The sequence below is a fragment of the Streptomyces sp. NPDC021115 genome (genome assembly GCF_044333065.1).
Taxonomy (GTDB): domain Bacteria; phylum Actinomycetota; class Actinomycetes; order Streptomycetales; family Streptomycetaceae; genus Streptomyces.
The window spans coordinates 487,013-504,477 of the sequence record NZ_JBIRQF010000004.1; the positions used below are offsets into that span (position 1 = coordinate 487,013).

Consider the following 17,465-nt stretch of genomic DNA (forward strand, 5'->3'; position numbering starts at 1 on the left):
TGGCCCGATGAGTGAACGCGGCGAGCGCGGCAGGCCGAACAGGACGTGGCGTCGCCACCTCATCGCGACGGCCGTGAGCCTCCTGGCCCTCGGGGTGGCCGTCGCCCATCTCGTCGCGCCGGACCTGAAGATAGACAACGTCACCGTCGCGCTGCTGGTCATCGCCGTCGTCCCCTGGCTGCGCGAACTCTTCACCAGCATCGAACTCCCCGGCGGGCTCAGGGTCGAGTTCCGCGACGTCGAGCAGCGCATCGAGGCCGCCGAGCGCATGGCCGACGCCGCGCTCGTCGGCGGCGGCGAGGGCGCGGGGGAGACCGACGACCCGGCGGCGCGGGAGGACGTCCGCAGGCTGGCCGCCGAATACCTGGAGGTGCGCGCCTCGATGCGCGCCGGATCGGCCCGTACGCAGCGCATGAGCGGCATCTTCGCCCGCCTGGTCCGCGCCACCCAGCGCGTCGCCGACCCCGAACTGGCCGACTGGCTCGCGTCGTCGGACGGCGGTCTGCGGCTCGCGGCGTACGCCCGCCTCTACGCCGTCCCGGACGATTCCACGCTGGACATCCTGGCGTACGCCGTCACCGACGAACCCCTCGCGTTCGGCCAGTACTGGGGCATCCGCGCCCTCGACAAGGTCGTCGACCTCGTCGGCCCCGACCAGGTCCCGCCCCGGGTCGTCCGCCGCCTGGAGGACTGCCGCCCGAGCGGCGCCGACCGGGCGCATCTGCTGAACCGTCTCGTCCAGAAGGTCCACGGCCTGACCTGAGGGGGATCTGCCGTCACGCGTCGGTGATGACCACCTTCCCGAAGTGTCCCCGCCCCGCGAAGTGGCGGTACGCGGCGGGTGCCTCCGCGAAGGGGAACGCGCGGTCGATCACCGGGCGCAGCCGGTGGCGCTCGATCGCCCGGTTCATCTCCTCGAACATCTCCCGGCTGCCCACGAACATCCCCTGGAGCGTGACGCCCTTGCGCACCACCGCCATGGGATCGACCCCGCTGCCGTCGGCCAGCACGCCGATGATGCTGATCCGCCCGCCGGTGCGGACGGCGGTGAGCGACTGGGGGAGGGTGCCCGCGCCGCCGACCTCCACCACGTGGTCCACGCCGCCGCCGGTCGCGTCGTACACCGTCCGCCCCCACGCGGGCTCCGTGACGTAGTCGATGCCCTCGGCCGCGCCGAGCGCGCGCAGCCGGGCCAGCTTCTCGTCGCTGCTGGAGGTGGCGATGACATGGGCGCCGCTCAGCGCCGCGAACTGGAGCGCGAAGAGCGAGACGCCGCCGCTGCCCAGCGTCAGCACGGACTGCCCGGGGGCGGTCCGGCCCGCCGTCACCACCGCGTGCCAGGCGGTCACGGCGGCGCAGGGGAGGGTGGCGGCCTCGGCGAAGTCCAGGTGGGCGGGGACGGCGACGAGGGCGTCCTGGTCGAAGAGGACGTACTGGGCGAGCACGCCGTCCGAAGGGCCGCCGAGCGCGCCCGCCGTCCGGTCGGCGGTGGCCGGGCCGGAGAGCCAGTGCGGCATGAAGATGCCCACCACCCGGTCCCCGGTGGCCCACCGGGTGACGTCCGCGCCCGCGTCGACCACCTCGCCCGCGCCGTCCGACAGCGGCACCAGGCCGGGGGTGAGCGCGCGTCCGTAGGTGTCCGAAGCGATCATCAGGTCGCGGTAGTTGAGCGACCAGGCGCGCATCCGGACCAGCACCTGTCGCGGTCCGGGGGCGGGCACCGTGCGTTCGGCGGGGCGGAGGGCGTCCACGCCGGTGAAGCGGGGCAGTTCGAAGCAACGGGTCGTCGTGCGCGTCGTCATGCGGGAATCCTCACCGCGTGTCCGCTGACGCGGACACGCGTGTCGTCGGGGTCGATGTCCACGAGCAGTTCGCTGGGCCGTCCCATGTCCTCGCCCTGCCGGATCCGGACCCGGGATGCCTCCCTGACCAGGCCGTTCGCGCGCAGATACCCGCCGAAGGCGGCGGCCGCTGCGCCGGTGGCCGCGTCCTCGACGACCCCGCCGACCGGGAACGGATCGCGGGCGTCGAAGTCGGGCCGGTCCGGGTCCGGGCGGTGCACCAGATGGACGGTGGTCCAGCCGCGCCGCCGCATCAGCTCCTCCAGCGCGCCGAAGTCGTACGCGAGGTCGGCGAGCCGGGCCCGGGTGGCGGCGGCGAGGACGAGGTGGTCGTTGCCCGCGAACGCGACGTGCGGGGGGAGCGCCGGGTCGAGGTCGTCAGGGGACCAGCCCAGCGCCGCCAGCGCGGGCGCCAGCTCCGTGTCCGCGTCGGCGGGGCGCGTCCGGGTGGGCACGGAGGTGAGCGTGGCGCGCGGCGACCCGCCGTCCACGGTCGTCACCACCCGTACCTCGCCCGCCGCCGTGTCGAAGACCAGCTCGCCCGGCCCTTCGCGCTCGGCGAGGGCGACGGCGGTCGCGACGGTGGCGTGGCCGCAGAACGCGACCTCGGCGCGCGGGCTGAAGAACCGCAGCCGGTAGCGGGCACCGTCGTACGCGGTGACGAACGCGGTCTCGGAGTACCCGACCTGGGCGGCGATGGCCGTCATGGCGGCGTCGTCGAGCGTCCCGGCGTCGAGGACCACCCCGGCGGGGTTGCCGCCGGACGGGTCGGTGGTGAAGGCGGAGTAACGCAGTACTTCGGTCATGGCGTCCACGCTTCCACCGCGCGGCCATCGCGTCCAACGATTCCTTTCGCTGACCGTCATCGAAAAACTCGATACCCTCTCCGTGTGGACACCAGACTCCTGCGGACGTTCGCGGCCCTGGCCAGGACCGGGAGCTTCACCGCCACCGCCGCCGAGCTGCATCTCGCCCAGTCCACGGTCACCGTCCAGGTCCGCACGCTGGAACGGGAGCTGGGCACCCGGCTGTTCGACCGGCTGCCCACCGGCGCCGTCCCCACCAGCGCCGGGCGGCGGCTGCTCTCCGAGGCCGAGGGTGTCCTCGACGCCGAGGCCCGGCTGCGCGCGGCCGCCGCGGGTGTCGCCGGGGCCCATGGCACCCCGGAGGGTCAGGTCGTCCTCGGCGCGGGCGAGTCGCTGTGCGCCGCCCGGCTGCCCCGCGTGATCGCCTCACTCGCCCGCAGCCACCCCGGCATCGAACTCAACCTGCACCCGGCGGGCAGCGCCGCCGCCGTCGAGGGGCTGCGCGCGGGCCGCCTCGACCTGGCGCTCCTGCTGGAGCAGCGGGTCGACCACGCCGACCTCGCCGCCCGCCGCCTCGCCCGCGAACCCCTCGTCTACCTCGCCGCCCCCGGCCATCCGTTCGCGGGCCGCGGCGTGGGCTGGGCCGAGCTGGCCGAGCAGAGCTTCTTCGTCCACGAGGAGGGGTGCTCGTACAGCGACCACCTGGTGCGCACCCTCCGCACCCTCCCCGGCCCGCCGCCCCGGCTGACCCGCTTCGGCAGCATCGAGGCCGCCCGCTCCTGCGTCGCCGCCGGTCTCGGCCTCACCCTGCTGCCGCGCGTCACGGTCGAACGCCAGCTGGCCGACGGCACCCTGGCCGAGGTCCACGGCCCCGAGATCCCGCCCGTCCCGATCCAGCTGACCCACGCCCGCCGCCGCTGGACCAGCCCCGCCGCCCAGGCGGTCGCCACCGAACTGGCCCGCCTCATCCCGGCGGGCTGACCCCCTACAGGAGGTGCACGCCGTCGTGGGCGCGCACGGCGGGCGGCGCGGCGGTGTCGAGCGCGTCCAGGATGCGCGCCGCGTACGCCTCGGACGCCAGGTCCGGCACCTCCGCCCGGCCGGCCCAGCGCCAGGCCCGGGTGCGGGGGCCGGTGGCGGGGGTGCCGTCGAGGGCCCGGCAGCGGAAGACGAGGGAGACGGCCAGGCCGTTCATGTCCTTGTAGACGCCGGTGAGCGCCGCCGGAAGCTCGATCTTGACCCCGGTCTCCTCCAGCAGCTCGTTCCGCAGCGCCTCGGGGATCGTCTCGTCCGGGCCCAGCGTCCCGCCCGGCGGTTCCCAGGTGCTGCTGTCCCGGCGCTTGATCAGCAGCGCCCGGTCCCGCTCGTCGACGATGACACCGGCGACGTTCACTGTGTGCGGGCGGTCCACGGTCACGTTCCCTCGGCCCTCTCGACTGCTGGCTGCGCGCGGCCCTTACGGTAGCCCAAGTCCCGTACCGGTAAAGGGCGCACGGCCCTCAGCGGACGTCGATCACGCCGTCGTCCGGCCGGGCCCCGTCCCGTCCGCCGTCCGCGCGCCGGGACGGCGTCTCCCCGTCGCCCAGGTTGCGCCGTACCGAGTCCAGGATGGTCAGCCCCTGGCCCACCAGCCCGGCCGCGATCTCGCCGAGCCCGTCCGCGCCGTTGAGGACGTTGACGTTGGCGCCGGACAGACCCGCCGAAGCCTCCTTGACGATCTGCGGCAGCTGGTCGATGACCATGCGGTCCAGCGCGACCCGGCCGTGCGAGGCCGCCGCCTCCGCCTGGATCTTCATCCGCTCCGCCTCGGCCGTCGCCAGCACCCTGATCCGCTCGGCCTCGGCCTCCGCGGGCTTCACGATCTCCGCCACCAGCTCCTGCTGCCGCAGATCGGCCGCCCGCTGCGCCAACTCGGTCCGCGCGGCCAGCACTTCCTGCTGGGCGTGGGCCTGCGCCAGCGGCCCGGCCTGGGCGGCCTGGGCCTGGGCGCGGTCCACCTCGGCGTTGTACTGGGCCTGCACGATGGCGGTCTGCCGGGCGTATTCGGCCTGGTTGCGGGCCGCCTCCTGCTCCGCCTCGGCCGACGCCTGGGTGGCCTGCGCCTGGGCGATCTGGGCCTGCCGCTGGATGGCGGCCTTGTGCGGGGCGGACATCGCGTCGATGTAGCCGGTGTCGCCGTCGTCGATGGACTGGATCTGGAGCGAGTCCACGATCAGGCCGATCTTCGCCATCTCGGCCTTGGAGGTGTCCAGCACCTCGGTGGCCAGCTTCTGCCGCTCGGTGATGATCTCCTCGACGGTCATCGAGCCGATGATGGCCCGCAGATGACCCGCGAAGATGCGACCGGTCAGGACGGACATCTGGTCCTGGTCGGAGAGGAAGCGCTGTCCGGCGTTGACGATCGACTCGGTGTCGTTGCCGACCTTGAAGGCGATCACCGCACGGACGGTCAGCACGATGCCCTGCCTGCTGACGCACGTCTCGGCGACCTCCGCCTCGCACATCGCCAGCGTCAGGAACCGCACCTTGCGGAAGACGGGCAGCACGAACTTGCCGTGGCCGGTCACCACCCGGAACGGCGCGCCCCCTTGGCCACGCCTGCCCCCGGAGATCAACATCGCCTGGTCAGGCGCGGGAACGCGGTATCCGAACATCGCTCGTCTCCCTCAAGCGGCGCCGCCGGCCGCGCCGGTCGACGCGTTCAATGGGTCGGCCCACTCCATGACGTCGACCTGCCGGGTGCCCCGGGAGTCGATGACCAGCACGGAAGCCCCCTGCGGCAGGGGGTCGGAGGACCAGGCGAGGAAGGTCTCCGAGCCGCCCCGCACGCGCACCAGGACCTCGCCCGGACCGGCGGCCCCCCGGGTGCCGATCACCAGCACCCCGGTACAACCGATCACGGACTCGTCCCGCGCCATGTGACGGCATCCCCCTCGTCATGTGCACTGATGTGCACTGAAAACCGACCTTAGCCCTCCCCTCCGACACCGGATACGGGGAAGCACGGCCATTACGCGGCCCTTACCGTTCCGGGTCCGAATCGCGATGTAAGCCCATGTGAGCGCCGGCGCTCTACGCTGTCAGGCCGACACGAACAACGGGGGACACATGCGGACACGCATAGGCGCGGCCGGTGCGCTCGCGCTGGCGCTGCTCGCCACGGGGTGCGGCGGCTTCGCCAAGAGCGGCGGCGGGACGACCGACCCGGCGAAGCGGCCGGACAAGAAGCCGACCGCGTCCATGGCGTCGGTGCCGACGGAGACGGCCGCGAAGACAACTTCGCGATCACCCTCGCCGACGGAACCCCCGGCCGCCCGATCACCCTGATGAACCTCATCGGCGACGGCGAGGGCTACGCGGGCACCAACGGCCCGATGACGGTCGGCCAGTCCGCCGACGCCATGTGGCAGGACGACAACCGCGACGTCCCGATGACCGCCACCCTCACCGGCGTGCGCAAGGGCGCCATCGGCGACCTGAGCCGCTTCCAGCTGGACGCCGACCAGAAGAAGATGACCCCGTACTACGTCACCCTGCGGTACCGGAACACCGGCAGGCACGTGCTGCTGCCCACCATGCAGGACGGTGTCGGGGTGAGCACCGCGGGCGGACAGCAGCTCCAGCCGATGACCTTCATGGACTTCTCCGCGCCCGGCAACGGTGTCGAGGGCTGCCGCAGCGCCGTGGCCCACACCCGGCTGAAGCCGAAGTCCTCCCTCACCATGTGCTCCGTCCACCTCATGCCCGAGGGCGACCAGCCGGTGGCGGTCACGTTCCGGGGCGAGGGCGCGGGAGCCCACCAGTTCGGCTGGCGCGTGCCGTAAGCGTGCCGTGGGGACCGTTACTTGTCCGCGGTGTCCGCGGTGTCCTCGAAGTACGCGTCCAGCACCTCGTCCAGCTGGGCCGTCCACTCCTTGAGGGCGCCGCGGGCCGTGGCCTCCACGTCGGCGGCGTACCAGCGGTGGGCGGTCGTGTAGACGGTGACGCTGAAGCGGCGGCCGAAGCGGGGGGTGTCGATCTCCACCGCGCCGATCTCGTCCCAGGAGAACTCGGCGTTCTCGCCGTCCAGCTGGAACGCGACGCCGGAGCGCCCGGCGGTGATCGAACCGCGGCGGTCGGACACCTCGAAGACCGGCCCGTCCGCGGGCTCGTCCTCGTCGTCGTCCTTCGCCTCGGCGTCGTCCTCGGCCTGTTCCTCCGCCGCTTCCGGCTCCTCCGCGTCGGCTTCCGCTTCCGCGTCGTCGTCCACGGGCTGGCCGTCGGCCTCTTCCGTGGCCTCCGGCGCCTCTTCCGTGGCGTCTTCCGGCGCCTCCGGAGCCTCCTTCGGGGCTTCCGTGGCCGTCTTCGCCTCCGCGGTCACCTCCTCGGTGGCGTCCGGGCGCGGGGGCGTCAGGCCGGGAATGTGCCCCGGATCGGTCCCGGCGGCGGGTACGGGCGGGGTGATCGGACCTATGCGCTGCTCCACGCCCGGCAGTATGTCGGATGAAGCTGTGCCGGCGACACCCACTCCCCGAGTGTTCCGCCGCGCGTCACGATCACGCGACGTCGATGCCGTACTCCCGCACCAGTGCCTCCAGCCCGCCCGGGTAGCCCTTGCCGCCGATCACGAAGTCCCAGTCGCCGCTTGCGCGGCGCCGGAACGAGCCGAGGACCAGGGCGGTTTCGCCGCGGCGGCCGTCGGAGACCTCCAGCTGGCCGAGTTCGGCGCCCGACGCGTCCAGCAGCCGTATCCGGGCGTCGGTGAACCCTGACAGGTCCGCGCCCGGGTCGACCTCGGGGTCGACGGCCGCGGCGAGGACGAGGCGGTCGGCCTCGGGCGGCAGGGCGTCGAAGGCGACGCGGACCGCCGCCCGGTCGGGTGCGGTGGCGGGCAGGGCGCTGACGGTGCCGTCGGGGGTGCGGGGGTTGTTGTAGAAGACGAAGTGGTCGTCGCTCAGCACCCGGTCGCCGTCGCAGACGAGGGCGCAGACGTCGAGGGCGACCGCGCCCGACCAGGACATGCCCAGCACATTGTGCTCGGCCGTCGGCCCGTTACCGGCCCCGTCGGCCGAACCGGCGGCCCCGGAAGCGGAGCCACCGTCCCCCAGCCGCCCCCGCAGCCCGTGCCGGTGCAGCAGGTCGACCAGCTCCGCCCCGGACACCAGCTCCAGCGGCTTCCCATGGGCGAAGGTGTGCGAGCCGGGCCCGAAGCGCGACGTGGTGACCAGGACACCCTTGTTCGCGCCGCTGCCCTGCACCGTGCCGTACAGATCGCGCACCGCCGTCGGCGGCACCGTGCCGCGGTAGCGCTTCACCTGCACCACGATCCGGCCGCCCCGGATCGGCGCGGGGTCCATCGCCTCCACGTCCACCCCGCCGTCGTTCGACCGCCGGGTCGTCACCGCCCGCATCCCCATGGCCCGGAAGAGGTCGGCGACCAGCGACTCGAAGGCGATCGGGTCCATGGCGTGCAGATCCGGCTCGTCGCCCCCGCCCTGGGTGAGGAAGCCGGAGCCGATGTCGTCCGGCGTCCGCCCGGGCGTCACGGCGGCGCGCTGGTCGGGGCGCGTGGACAGCCTGCCGCGTACGCCGTCGACCAGGCAGTCCACCGCGCTGACCTGCTCCAGCCGCAGTTCGGCGAAGTCGGTGCGCGACACCGTGACCGTCGCCAGGACGATCCGGGCCCGGTGGCCGGTCGCCGGATCGTGGTCGTCCACGAAGCCGTTCAGCGCGACGGACTCCAGCGCCCCCGACTCGTCCGCCGCGAACAGGTCGCGCAGCGCCAGCAGCACGACTTGCGCGAGCACGTCCCGGTACAGCGCCCTGCGCTGCGTGGCCGGACGCGCCGTCTCCCGGTCCTCGTCGGTACTGGGCATGTACCGCACCGACTTGATGTCCGGGACGATCTCGTACCGCGGCAGCTCCCAGTCCAGGACGAGCTGGCGCGCGGCCGGGGCGTACGCGGCGGACACCTCGCGCGGCAGGCCCTCCGGCCACACCGGGGAGGAGTACGTGGAGTGGTAGAGCGCCGCCGTGAAGTACTCCACCACCGCGTCGGGATCACCGGCCCGCACCTCGGCGGCCAGCTCCGCCACGCCCTCGTTGTGCCGCCGTATCTCCGCGAGCCGGTCGGCGGCCCACCGCTCGTACTCCGACCGGTACGCCTCCAGCCGCCGCACCCGCTCGGCCTCCGCCGCCTGCGCGGCCCGCCAGTCCCGCTCGTACGCCTCCTGGGCCGACCGCCGCCCGGCCCCGAAACCCCAGCCGCCCTGCGGCTGGTAGTGCCGCTGGTCCGGCATCGGTACGGGCTGCGCCAGCGCGCCCGGGTCGAACGGCTCGACCCGCTCGGGCCGGGTCAGCCCGCCCGGCCGGAACGCCGCCGCCCGGCACCCCTCCACCAGCAGCGACCCCAACGCCTCGACCCGTGCCTCCAGTTCCTCCGTACGCCGCCGCGCGTCCGCCTCCCGCTGCCGCCGGTACGCCGCCTGCCGCTCCCGCTGATCGCGCGCCCGCGCCCGCTCGGCGGCCCGCACCCGCCGCTCCTCCTCGCGCTCCGCCCGCACCCGCGCCCGCTCCTGCGCCTCCCGCTGCCGCTGCGCCTCGGCCCACAGGGAGATCAGCCCGCCGGCCCGCCCGGAGCGACGACTCATGACCCCTCCCCCGGCCCCAACCAGCGACAACGCCCCGATTCTAGTGGCCGCCCCTGGTGGTCACATGGTGAAGTGGGCCAGTACGGCGCCAGCTCGCCACCGGCCTTCCCACCCCCGGAGCCCGAAACCTCATGTTCAACCCCCACCAGCAGGCGCGGACCTGGCTGGACTCCACCTACCGCGGGCTGGTCGAACTGGCGGCGCCGGAGCCGGTCGCCGAGTCCGTCGGCACCTGGTACTTCGCCTGCCGGGCCAAGCCCCAGCCGGGCTATCCCGAGACGCCCATGCTGGCCGCGACGGTCGTCGTGCCGAAGGACGGGAGCGTGCCCTTCCACCCGGCCGCGAACGACCCCTGGGGTGACGTCGAGGACTTCACCAGGACGCGGTCCCCGCGGACGGCGGAGGTCCAGGCGCGCAAGCTCAACTCCCGCGGCTGCGCGGTCACCGTGGCCTCGGCCGTGGACGGGGTCCCGTCCAGCCCCCTCCCCTGGTCCCCGTTCCACGAGGCGCCGGGGTGGTGGGACATCCTGCTGCGCCGCTACTTCCCGGAAGCCGAGGTGCTGGAGTGCGCCCGCTGGGACGCGGTGGTCGTGGCCGCGCGGGAGCCGGGGCCCGGCACCCAGGGAGTGGTGTGGCTGCGGCGCGAGATCAATGGCTTCGAGGCCACGGGGCATCTGCTCTCCGTGCAGAACAACAACGGCGACGTCGTCCTCCTCGACGGCATGTCGGGCGGACTCGGCCGGATGGAGACCGAGGGCGTCCGCGCCCTGACCTTCGCGCGGTGCCGGCCCGTCGGCTCCTGACGAAGGGCCCCGGACCAGGGCCCTTCGCTGAACACTCAGGCCGTCAGCAGATCGGCCGCCTTCTCACCGATCATGATCGACGGGGCGTTGGTGTTGCCCGACGAGACCGACGGCATGATCGAGGCGTCCGCGACCCGCAGCCCCGGCACGCCGTGCACCCGCAGCTCGGGGTCGACGACGGCGAGGGAGTCCTGGCCCATCTTGCAGGTGCCCACCTGGTGGTGGTACGTGCCGACCGCGCGCCGTACGAACTCCCGCAGGTCCTCCCGGGTACGGGCCTCAAGGCCCGGGGCGGCCTCGGCCTTGCGCCAGTCGTCGAACGCGGCGTGCGCGCCGATCTCGCGGCAGATCTCGACCGCGTCGACCATGGCCTCCATGTCGTACCGCTCGGCCAGGATGTTCGGGTCCAGCAGCGGAGCCGCCTCCGGGTCGGCCGAGGCCAGCCGCAGGGTGCCGCGGGAGAGCGGGCGGACGACACCGGCGGCGAGGGTGTAGCCGTGCTCCGGCATTTCGTACGACTCGGCCGGATAGACCAGGTGCAGGAAGAGCGGCTGGAGGTCGGGGCCGGGGCGGCGCGGGTCGGTGCTGGCGAACAGCTGGCTCTCCAGCAGGTTCGCGGTGCCGGGCGGCAGCGGCCGCGTCGCCTCGTACACGTTGCTGACCAGCGGGTGGTCGTGCAGGTTCTCGCCGACCCCCGGCAGGTCCACGGCCACCTCGACGCCGACGTCGCGCAGATGCGCGGCCGGGCCGATCCCGGAGAGCAGCAGCAGCGCGGCCGAGCCGATGACGCCGCCGCTCAGCACCACCTCGGAGGCGGCGCGCCCGGTGCAGGGCGCCGTCCACCGCGTACTCCACGCCGGTCGCGCGGCCGCCCTCCAGCAGCACCCGGTGCACCCGGGCCCCGGTGGTGACGGTCAGCCGCGGATGGTCCAGGACGGGCGCCATGAAGCTCTGCCAGGCGCTCATGCGGCGCCCGTCGCGGGTGGTGGTGTGGTTGAACCCGGCGCCGACCATCCGCTCGCCGTTGAAGTCCTCGGTCAGCGGATGCCCGAGCGCCACCGCCGCGTCGACGAACGCGGCCGCCGTGGGGTGCGGTTCGGCGATCCGGCTGACCGGCAGCGGCCCGTCGCCGCCGCCCAGTCCAGCTCGGACTGGAACAACTGCGGCCACCCCTGCGGGCTGTGCACCCGCTCGTCGTCATCGGCCGGTCCCGCCTCGACGACATGGACCGAATGCCCCCGGTCCAGCAGCCGCCGGGCGATCACACTCCCGGACGACCCCGCCCCGACGATGACGAAGTCGTGCTCCGCGCCCGGTGTCCGGCTCATGGCGTTCTGCCCCCTCGACTTGCTGTCACAACATCAAAACCGTAAGGCTGCGGCCCCGCCATCGACGGCACGGCCGCCGACCTGTGAGAAACGGCCCGGCAGGATGGGGGCAGCCATCCTGCCGGGCCGGGCCCGGTCGGCGCGGTCGCGTCGCGCGCGCTTCCGTGCGTCGTCAGCCGCACTTACGGCCGCTGTTGATGCACTTCACGGCCTGCTTCATCAGCGAGTCGGACATGACGTTGATGAAGTCACCGTGGTCGGTGACCGGCTTGTGCAGCTGCTCGGGGAAGCTGTCCACCGCGAAGACCGAGTTCGGCGCGATCTTGTAGGTGATGCGCTGGGTCAGGGCCGGGATGGCCTTGAAGCCCTTGCCGCACGCGCCGTTGGCACCGGCGAAGGCCACATGCGTGCGGTGGTTGGCGCTGTCGGAGTTGCGGCCGTCCCAGCAGCTCTGGAACTTGAACGTGCGCACCACGTTGCTGCCCTTGGGGCAGAGCGGGTACTTGTCCTTGAGCTGGCGGTTCTCGAAGCCGGTGCAGCTCCAGGAGGCGTTGGCGTTGGCCGTGCCGTTGGTGAAGGCCTTGGCGTCGCCGGTGATGATGCGCAGGAACTTCGGCATCGCCACGACCTTGCCGACCGCACTGCCGCGGAAGCTGAGCTGGACGGAGGTGGGCTGGAGGATGGTGCCGATGTTGCCCTCGGTGCCGCCGCCGGGGGCGCCCGCGTCCTTCTCGTTCTTGCCGTCGCGCAGGCGCAGCACCGGCCAGTAGTGGGTGGAGCGGTCGCCGTTGGTGCAGGACGTGGTCGCGGTGGCGAGGATCTGGTCGGTGGCGAAGGCGTCGTTCTTCTGGTTGCCCACGTAGTCGTGCATGTGGTGGGCGCCGTTGCTCACGCCGGGGGCGACGATGACGTTGTCGGAGTTGAACTTCTTGTTCTCGTTGCGCCCGCAGCGCGAGGAGAAGGTGCCCTTGGAGGCGCCCGCCAGCTTGCGCGGGTTCTTGACGTTGGGCTGGACCTTCCGGATGTCCACGAAGTCGGACTTCTGGGGGCCGGATGCCTGCGCACCCGCCTGCGCCCCACCCTGCGCCCCGCCCGCCTTCGCCGCCGGGGCGGCCGCGACGGCGTTCGCCTCGCCCTGCTTGACCGTGCAGGACGCCATCGAGCTCAGCCCGGACGCCTGCTGCGAGCCGCCCATCCGCGTGGAGATGCGGTTCAGCGCGCTGCGGCGCTGGGACGACAGCGGCTCCAGGACGCGGGTGCGCACCCACTCCTGGTCGGCGGCCTTGGCGCCCTGCGCGGCGAGCTGCTTGTAGGCGTCGGCGACCTGGGTGTCCATCTGCGCGAGTTCCTTGTCGACCGCGGGCCGCGCCTTCTGCGGCACGTTCGACAGCTTCGTCGCGACGTCGGGACACTGGATGGTCGCCGAGGACTGCCGGGCGGCGGACTCGGTCCGGTTGGCGGACTGCCCGGCCGAGGCGTTGTTGTCGGTCATCAGCAGCGCCCCGCCGCCGACCGCCAGAGCCGTGACGCCGACGGCGGACACGACCAGCAGCCGGGACCGCTTGTGTCTCTTCTTGTTTCTCACCACTACGCCCCTCATTGGTAGTTGTCGTACTGCGATACGAAAACCAGGGCGGTTCCGCTCATCGGCGGGCGTAGTGGAGGAAGGTGTGGCGAGAAGCGATCCCTACGAGACAGGCGCGGCGGCGGTACGGTGCCGGGCGCTCACTTCGGCGTCGTGGGCCGGTCCGGGCGTACGGAGAACACCGTGTCCCCGGCCATCGCCACGATCGCGTCCTTGACGAGCAGCACGGACGGCGGCTGGTCCTGCGCGGTGTCCCCGGGGTCGCTCAGCGCCGAGGTGCGCCACGCCTCCGTCCCGGTGTCGGCGTCCAGCGCGAGCAGCCGGCCGAAGCGGTTGGAGAAGTAGAGCTTGCCGTGCCGCTCGGATTCCACGGGCGCGGACAGGCTCTCCGTCTCCGTCGCCCGCTGCCACAGCTGCTTGCCGCTGTGCGCCGACACCGCGGTGACCGTTCCGTTGGTCCGGACGGCGTAGACGACCCCGCCCAGCAGGGTGGCCGAGCCCTGTACGTGGTGGCGCAGCGGGATCCGCTTGGTGTCGCCGGTGCGCGGATCGACCCGGATCAGCGCGTTGTACGGGCGCTCGTACCCGGCGTCGTACACCTCCTTCGCGGTCTGCGGCGCGAGGAAGAGCGGCGCCCCGTCGACGGAGCCGAGGTGCAGCGCCTTGCGGGGGAGGGTCGCGAGGGTGCGCTGCGTACCGTCGGCGGGGTCGAACCGCAGCAGGGTGTACGGACCTTCGGCGCTCAGCCCGGACGAGGTGAGGGGCGAGCACAGCGCGTACGGCACGCCGGACGCGACCGGTGTCGCCGGTTCGCAGAACTGCCCCTCCTTCACGGGCGACTGCCACAGCGGCCGCCCCGACGGCCCGTAGGCGACGAGCTGGCGGCTGTCGGCCGACAGCGTCAGCAGCCCGCCGCGGAACAGGCGCGCCGACGCCGATCCGCTGATCTTCCGTTCCCAGCGCAGCTTCTTGGTGCCGGTGTCCAGGGCGATCACCCGGCGTTCCTCGTTCTCCGGCTCGGAGTAGGCGTAGACGGTCTCGTCCCGCACCCCGATGGGCCGCGCGTCCTGCGGCCGGGTGCCGCTGCGCCACCGGACGTGGCCGGTGGCGGCGTCGACCTTGGCGACGGTGAAGCCGTTGCCGCCGCAGTACACTTCGGCGTCGTTGCCCGCCACGCAGCCGGCTTCCTGGTACGTGAGCGGCGGCTGCGGGGCGTCGTACCGCAGCGTCGTCCGCCACGGGTGCCAGCCCTCGGGCAGGGACACCGGCCGCGTGTCCGTGGTGGCGGACGCGGAGGGGTCGTACGGCGGCGGGGGAACGGACGCGGCGTACAGCCCCTGCGCGACCAGCCCGCCGACGACCAGGACGCCGGCCCCGATGAGGGCCGGCCGCCAACGCCGCCACCGCCCACGACCGGTCCGCCCCGCCTGCGTGGCCTCCTGCCGCGGAGCCGTCGCCTCCTGCCGCGGAGCCGTGGGCTCCGGCCGGGCGGGGGGCCCTTCCTGCGGAGCCGCGGCGGCGAAATCCGGCAGCGCGCCGAGCAGACGGTGCAGCTCGTCCAGGCCGGGCCGCGCCTCCGGTTCCTTCGCCAGGCACCGCTCGGCGAGCCCGATGAGCGGTTCCGGGACCCCGGCCAGCGTCGGCGGCTCGTACATCACCTGGTACCCGGACAGATACGGGCTCTCCGCGTCGAACGGCCCGATCCCGCTGGCCGCGTACACCAGCAGCGCCCCCAGCGAGAACACGTCCGAGGCCGCGGTCACCTCCCGCGGGCTGCGCAGCTGCTCCGGCGAGGTGAAGCGCGGCGTACCGAGCACCCGCCCGGCGGTGACGGTGAGCGTCTGGTTGTCGGCGGCCCGCGAGATGCCGAAGTCGATGACGCGCGGCCCGTCCTCGGCCATCAGGATGTTGGCCGGTTTCAGGTCCCGGTGCACCACCCCGGCCCGGTGGATGTCCCGCAGCGCCTCGACGAGCCCGAGCCCCAGCGTCCGCAACTCCCGCCCGCCCAGCGGCCCGCCCGCCCGCACCACTTCCGAGAGGGTCTGCCCGGGTACGTACTGCGTGGCCATCCACGGCCGGTCGGCCTCCGGATCGGCGTCCACCACCGGAGCGGTGAAGGCCCCGCTCACCCGGCGCGCCGCCGTGATCTCCTGCCGGAAGCGGGTCCGGAACTCCTCGTCCTGCGCGTACTGCGCGTGCACGAGCTTGACCGCGACCTGCCGCCCCGAGGCCGACCGCCCCAGGTAGACGACCCCCATCCCACCCGATCCGAGCCGGTCGAGCAGGGCGTAGCCGCCTATGGACGACGGATCATCGGTGCTGAGCGGCATCGCGGATCCCCTTCCCCTTCCCCAACGGCCCCTTGACCGCCCCCTACATTAGGCCGCCCATCCTCCGAGCCCCGACGCCCACGCCCCCGGGCGCGCCCCGCCGGATACGGTCGGCCCATGGAGTGGATCACTCTGGCCAGTACGGTGGTCGGCGCCGGAATCGCCACGGGCTCCGCGATGCTGCTGGACCGGCGCCGCTGGCAGCGCGAGCGGCTGGACCGGGAGTTGGAGACGCGGCGCACCCTGTACGGCGACTACCTGGCGTGTCTCTCCGAGGCCCGCCACGCGTGCGGCAACGTGGCCCGGGACCCGGACATGGACTCCGCGACACGCAGGACCACGGCGCGGGAGGCGTTCGGGCCGTGCATCGGCTTGCGCTACCAGATCACCATCACGGCGCCCGGCCCCGTGGTGGAGGCGTCGGAGGACGCCTTCCGCCGTCTGCGCGATCTCCGGGACCGGGTGATGGAGGGCGTACTCGCCACGGATCAGGTCTATCTGGACGGGCGCGGCCGATACGACGACACGCTGGCCGAGCTGCGCAGACGGATGCGGGAGGACCTGATCATCGGTGGTGGGGCCGGGATAAGGTGATCATGCCCGGACGCGTGCAACAGCCATGCAACGGGGGTTCGTTGAACGGAACGTGCCCTGCGCGCTCCGGGACAGCCCCGCCCTGAAAGAGAAATAATGCGCGTTCAGAAGCTTTCCCTCCTCGCCCTGGCCGTCGCGGCCGGGCTTTCGCTCAGCGCCTGCCAGGGGGGCGACTCCTCCTCCAAGGGCTCGGGCGACAGCAGCGCATCCGCCGACGCGAAGTCCGACACCGGCTCCGGCGGCACCGGCGCGAGTGGCGGCGGCTCCGGCGCCTGCAAGACCTCGCAGCTCGGCTTCAGCACCTCCCACGGCATGGGCGAGGGCACCCTCATCGTCAACCTCAAGAACAACGGGTCCGCCACCTGCACCCTCCAGGGCTTCCCCGGCGTCGACCTCAAGGGCAAGGACGGCTCGATCAGTGCCGACCGCAGCGACCTCACCCCGGAGAAGGTCAGCGTGAAGTCCGGCGAGGAGACCCGCTTCACCCTCTCCTACCCGCCGAACACCTCCGGCGGCACCGGCGCGACGTTCACCAGCCTCCTCGTCACCCCGCCCGGAGAGACCCACTCCCACTCCGTCCCCGCCAGCATCAACCTCCCCGCCTCCGACGGCACCGATTCGGCCATCAAGGTCGACCCGGTCGGCAGCGGCAAGTAGCCTTCGCGCGAAGCACAGCCCCAGTCACTGGCCTGGGGCTTTTCGCTGTAAATCAAACAAGTGAGCGATGCTCTCCCCTCATCGGCGTGCGCCCGCGCCCCCGGCGACCGACCCTGGACGCAGGGAGCGCGTTCCGGACTGGAAGGGGACGATCGCCATGAGGACACCCCCGATCGTTTCGCCGCAGGAGTGGGAGGACGCACGCCAGCAGCTGCTGGTCGAGGAGAAGCAGCTGACCCACGCCCATGACGCACTGGCCGCCAAGCGCCGCCGTATGCCGTGGGTGGCGGTGGAGAAGAGGTACGCGTTCGAGGGCCCCGAGGGCACGGTCGGCCTGCCCGGCCTCTTCGCGGGGCGCCGTCAGCTGATCGTCTACCGCGCCTTCTTCGAGCCCGGCGTCTTCGGCTGGCCCGACCACGCCTGCCGCGGCTGCTCCATGGTGGCCGACCACGTCGGCGACCTCGCCCATCTGCACGCCCGCGACACCACCCTGGTCTTCGCCTCGCGCGCGCCGCAGCAGAGCATCGAGGCCCTGAAGGCCCGGATGGGCTGGACGATGCCCTGGTACACGATCACCGACGACTTCGACGCCGACTTCGACGTGAACGAGTGGCACGGCACGAACGCCTTCATCCGCGACGGCGACCACGTGTTCCGCACCTACTTCATCAACGCCCGCGGCGACGAGGCGCTCGGCAGCACCTGGAGCTACCTCGACATGACCGCCCTCGGACGGCAGGAGAACTGGGAGAACTCCCCCGAGGGCTATCCCCAGACCCCGCCGTACGACTGGTGGAACTGGCACGACGCCTACGACGCCGCCGAACCGGCCCCCGAATGGCTGGAACAGACCCGCCGCGGCCCCCGCCACCTGCCCGACTGAGAGGCGCGC

The 17,465-nt window shown here is 73.0% G+C and carries 19 protein-coding genes and 2 pseudogenes; 8 read left to right on the top strand and 13 right to left on the bottom strand.

Going from position 1 to position 17,465, the window contains the following annotated elements:
- The first annotated feature begins 7 nt into the window (after positions 1–7).
- Positions 8–763, top strand: a complete 756-nt coding sequence (locus tag ACH4TL_RS16175; RefSeq protein ID WP_398314494.1) for a hypothetical protein — start codon at positions 8–10, stop codon at positions 761–763.
- 13 nt (positions 764–776) lie between these two features.
- Here ACH4TL_RS16175 and ACH4TL_RS16180 read toward each other — a convergent pair whose 3' ends face one another.
- Together ACH4TL_RS16180 and ACH4TL_RS16185 are read right to left on the bottom strand one after the other, a co-directional pair.
- The gene (locus tag ACH4TL_RS16180) at positions 777–1,802 is read right to left on the bottom strand and encodes an NAD(P)-dependent alcohol dehydrogenase (RefSeq protein ID WP_398314496.1); all 1,026 of its coding nucleotides are present in this window, start codon (positions 1,800–1,802) and stop codon (positions 777–779) included.
- Positions 1,799–2,647, bottom strand: coding sequence for a PhzF family phenazine biosynthesis protein (locus ACH4TL_RS16185; protein ID WP_398314498.1), 849 nt, complete (start codon positions 2,645–2,647; stop codon positions 1,799–1,801). The genes ACH4TL_RS16180 and ACH4TL_RS16185 overlap by 4 nt, the downstream gene beginning before the upstream one ends.
- An 84-nt stretch (positions 2,648–2,731) precedes the next feature.
- Between ACH4TL_RS16185 and ACH4TL_RS16190 the strand changes: the two genes are divergently transcribed.
- The gene (locus ACH4TL_RS16190) at positions 2,732–3,628 is read left to right on the top strand and encodes a LysR family transcriptional regulator (RefSeq protein ID WP_398314500.1); all 897 of its coding nucleotides are present in this window, start codon (positions 2,732–2,734) and stop codon (positions 3,626–3,628) included.
- A gap of 4 nt (positions 3,629–3,632) precedes the next feature.
- On the opposite strand, the gene ACH4TL_RS16195 is transcribed toward ACH4TL_RS16190, so the two are convergent.
- From ACH4TL_RS16195 to ACH4TL_RS16205, 3 genes are all read right to left on the bottom strand, one after another.
- Positions 3,633–4,064, bottom strand: a complete 432-nt coding sequence (locus tag ACH4TL_RS16195) for an NUDIX hydrolase (RefSeq protein WP_398314502.1) — start codon at positions 4,062–4,064, stop codon at positions 3,633–3,635.
- Positions 4,065–4,146: 82 nt separating this feature from the next.
- Positions 4,147–5,301, bottom strand: coding sequence for an SPFH domain-containing protein (locus ACH4TL_RS16200; RefSeq protein ID WP_398314504.1), 1,155 nt, complete (start codon positions 5,299–5,301; stop codon positions 4,147–4,149).
- Positions 5,302–5,313: 12 nt separating this feature from the next.
- Entirely contained in the window at positions 5,314–5,565 is a 252-nt protein-coding gene (locus ACH4TL_RS16205; protein ID WP_398314506.1) for a hypothetical protein, read from the bottom strand.
- A gap of 190 nt (positions 5,566–5,755) precedes the next feature.
- On the opposite strand from ACH4TL_RS16205, the gene ACH4TL_RS16210 reads away from it, so the two are divergent.
- A complete protein-coding gene (locus tag ACH4TL_RS16210; protein ID WP_398314508.1) occupies positions 5,756–5,974 on the top strand; it encodes a hypothetical protein in 219 nt (72 codons plus the stop codon).
- Positions 5,974–6,471: a hypothetical protein gene (locus tag ACH4TL_RS16215; RefSeq protein ID WP_398314510.1), complete on the top strand. Its 498-nt coding sequence runs from the start codon at positions 5,974–5,976 to the stop codon at positions 6,469–6,471. Before ACH4TL_RS16210 ends, ACH4TL_RS16215 begins: the two co-directional genes overlap by 1 nt.
- A 17-nt stretch (positions 6,472–6,488) precedes the next feature.
- Here the strand turns inward: ACH4TL_RS16215 and ACH4TL_RS16220 are convergent, their stop codons facing one another.
- Both ACH4TL_RS16220 and ACH4TL_RS16225 read right to left on the bottom strand, forming a co-directional pair.
- Complete coding sequence (locus tag ACH4TL_RS16220) at positions 6,489–7,112, bottom strand: hypothetical protein (RefSeq protein ID WP_398314512.1); 624 nt, start codon at positions 7,110–7,112, stop codon at positions 6,489–6,491.
- Positions 7,113–7,182: 70 nt separating this feature from the next.
- Complete coding sequence (locus ACH4TL_RS16225; RefSeq protein ID WP_398314514.1) at positions 7,183–9,276, bottom strand: restriction endonuclease; 2,094 nt, start codon at positions 9,274–9,276, stop codon at positions 7,183–7,185.
- Between the two features lie 131 nt (positions 9,277–9,407).
- Between ACH4TL_RS16225 and ACH4TL_RS16230 the strand changes: the two genes are divergently transcribed.
- Positions 9,408–10,079 carry a toxin glutamine deamidase domain-containing protein gene (locus ACH4TL_RS16230; RefSeq protein ID WP_398314516.1) on the top strand — a complete coding sequence of 224 codons (672 nt, stop codon included), beginning with the start codon at positions 9,408–9,410 and terminating at the stop codon, positions 10,077–10,079.
- A gap of 35 nt (positions 10,080–10,114) precedes the next feature.
- Here the strand turns inward: ACH4TL_RS16230 and ACH4TL_RS16235 are convergent, their stop codons facing one another.
- The 6 genes and pseudogenes from ACH4TL_RS16235 to ACH4TL_RS16260 form a co-directional block, all read right to left on the bottom strand.
- Complete coding sequence (locus ACH4TL_RS16235; RefSeq protein WP_398314917.1) at positions 10,115–10,588, bottom strand: GMC family oxidoreductase; 474 nt, start codon at positions 10,586–10,588, stop codon at positions 10,115–10,117.
- Positions 10,589–10,756: 168 nt separating this feature from the next.
- Positions 10,757–10,888 (bottom strand): annotated as a pseudogene (locus ACH4TL_RS16240) (GMC family oxidoreductase N-terminal domain-containing protein); the annotation flags it as partial.
- Positions 10,889–10,967: 79 nt separating this feature from the next.
- Positions 10,968–11,219: pseudogene (locus ACH4TL_RS16245) on the bottom strand (GMC family oxidoreductase N-terminal domain-containing protein); the annotation flags it as partial.
- Entirely contained in the window at positions 11,117–11,407 is a 291-nt protein-coding gene (locus ACH4TL_RS16250; protein WP_398314518.1) for an FAD-dependent oxidoreductase, read from the bottom strand. The gene ACH4TL_RS16250 and the pseudogene ACH4TL_RS16245, both read right to left, overlap by 103 nt.
- 172 nt (positions 11,408–11,579) lie before the next feature.
- On the bottom strand, positions 11,580–13,007 hold the full coding sequence (locus tag ACH4TL_RS16255) for a DUF1996 domain-containing protein (RefSeq protein ID WP_398314520.1): 1,428 nt from the start codon (positions 13,005–13,007) through the stop codon (positions 11,580–11,582).
- Positions 13,008–13,132: 125 nt separating this feature from the next.
- Positions 13,133–15,322, bottom strand: a complete 2,190-nt coding sequence (locus tag ACH4TL_RS16260) for a protein kinase (protein WP_398314522.1) — start codon at positions 15,320–15,322, stop codon at positions 13,133–13,135.
- A gap of 117 nt (positions 15,323–15,439) precedes the next feature.
- Here ACH4TL_RS16260 and ACH4TL_RS16265 point away from each other — a divergent pair, with 117 nt between their 5' ends.
- The 3 genes from ACH4TL_RS16265 to ACH4TL_RS16275 all read left to right on the top strand — a co-directional run bounded on the left by ACH4TL_RS16265 (position 15,440) and on the right by ACH4TL_RS16275 (position 17,456).
- Positions 15,440–15,916, top strand: a complete 477-nt coding sequence (locus tag ACH4TL_RS16265; RefSeq protein WP_398314524.1) for a hypothetical protein — start codon at positions 15,440–15,442, stop codon at positions 15,914–15,916.
- 96 nt (positions 15,917–16,012) lie between these two features.
- Positions 16,013–16,573: a DUF4232 domain-containing protein gene (locus tag ACH4TL_RS16270; protein WP_398314526.1), complete on the top strand. Its 561-nt coding sequence runs from the start codon at positions 16,013–16,015 to the stop codon at positions 16,571–16,573.
- A 157-nt stretch (positions 16,574–16,730) separates the two neighbouring features.
- Positions 16,731–17,456, top strand: a complete 726-nt coding sequence (locus ACH4TL_RS16275) for a DUF899 domain-containing protein (protein WP_398314528.1) — start codon at positions 16,731–16,733, stop codon at positions 17,454–17,456.
- The last annotated feature ends 9 nt before the right edge of the window (positions 17,457–17,465 follow it).

What these genes read in the sequence shown, in the direction of transcription:
- ACH4TL_RS16175 (WP_398314494.1), top strand. Translation starts at nt 8, where the DNA reads ATGAGTGAACGCGGCGAGCGCGGCAGGCCGAACAGGACGTGGCGTCGC.
- ACH4TL_RS16180 (WP_398314496.1), bottom strand. Translation starts at nt 1,802, where the DNA reads ATGACGACGCGCACGACGACCCGTTGCTTCGAACTGCCCCGCTTCACC.
- ACH4TL_RS16185 (WP_398314498.1), bottom strand. Translation starts at nt 2,647, where the DNA reads ATGACCGAAGTACTGCGTTACTCCGCCTTCACCACCGACCCGTCCGGC.
- ACH4TL_RS16200 (WP_398314504.1), bottom strand. Translation starts at nt 5,301, where the DNA reads ATGTTCGGATACCGCGTTCCCGCGCCTGACCAGGCGATGTTGATCTCC.
- ACH4TL_RS16205 (WP_398314506.1), bottom strand. Translation starts at nt 5,565, where the DNA reads ATGGCGCGGGACGAGTCCGTGATCGGTTGTACCGGGGTGCTGGTGATC.
- ACH4TL_RS16210 (WP_398314508.1), top strand. Translation starts at nt 5,756, where the DNA reads ATGCGGACACGCATAGGCGCGGCCGGTGCGCTCGCGCTGGCGCTGCTC.
- ACH4TL_RS16215 (WP_398314510.1), top strand. Translation starts at nt 5,974, where the DNA reads ATGAACCTCATCGGCGACGGCGAGGGCTACGCGGGCACCAACGGCCCG.
- ACH4TL_RS16225 (WP_398314514.1), bottom strand. Translation starts at nt 9,276, where the DNA reads ATGAGTCGTCGCTCCGGGCGGGCCGGCGGGCTGATCTCCCTGTGGGCC.
- ACH4TL_RS16230 (WP_398314516.1), top strand. Translation starts at nt 9,408, where the DNA reads ATGTTCAACCCCCACCAGCAGGCGCGGACCTGGCTGGACTCCACCTAC.
- ACH4TL_RS16235 (WP_398314917.1), bottom strand. Translation starts at nt 10,588, where the DNA reads ATGCCGGAGCACGGCTACACCCTCGCCGCCGGTGTCGTCCGCCCGCTC.
- ACH4TL_RS16250 (WP_398314518.1), bottom strand. Translation starts at nt 11,407, where the DNA reads ATGAGCCGGACACCGGGCGCGGAGCACGACTTCGTCATCGTCGGGGCG.
- ACH4TL_RS16255 (WP_398314520.1), bottom strand. Translation starts at nt 13,007, where the DNA reads ATGAGGGGCGTAGTGGTGAGAAACAAGAAGAGACACAAGCGGTCCCGG.
- ACH4TL_RS16260 (WP_398314522.1), bottom strand. Translation starts at nt 15,322, where the DNA reads ATGCCGCTCAGCACCGATGATCCGTCGTCCATAGGCGGCTACGCCCTG.
- ACH4TL_RS16265 (WP_398314524.1), top strand. Translation starts at nt 15,440, where the DNA reads ATGGAGTGGATCACTCTGGCCAGTACGGTGGTCGGCGCCGGAATCGCC.
- ACH4TL_RS16270 (WP_398314526.1), top strand. Translation starts at nt 16,013, where the DNA reads ATGCGCGTTCAGAAGCTTTCCCTCCTCGCCCTGGCCGTCGCGGCCGGG.
- ACH4TL_RS16275 (WP_398314528.1), top strand. Translation starts at nt 16,731, where the DNA reads ATGAGGACACCCCCGATCGTTTCGCCGCAGGAGTGGGAGGACGCACGC.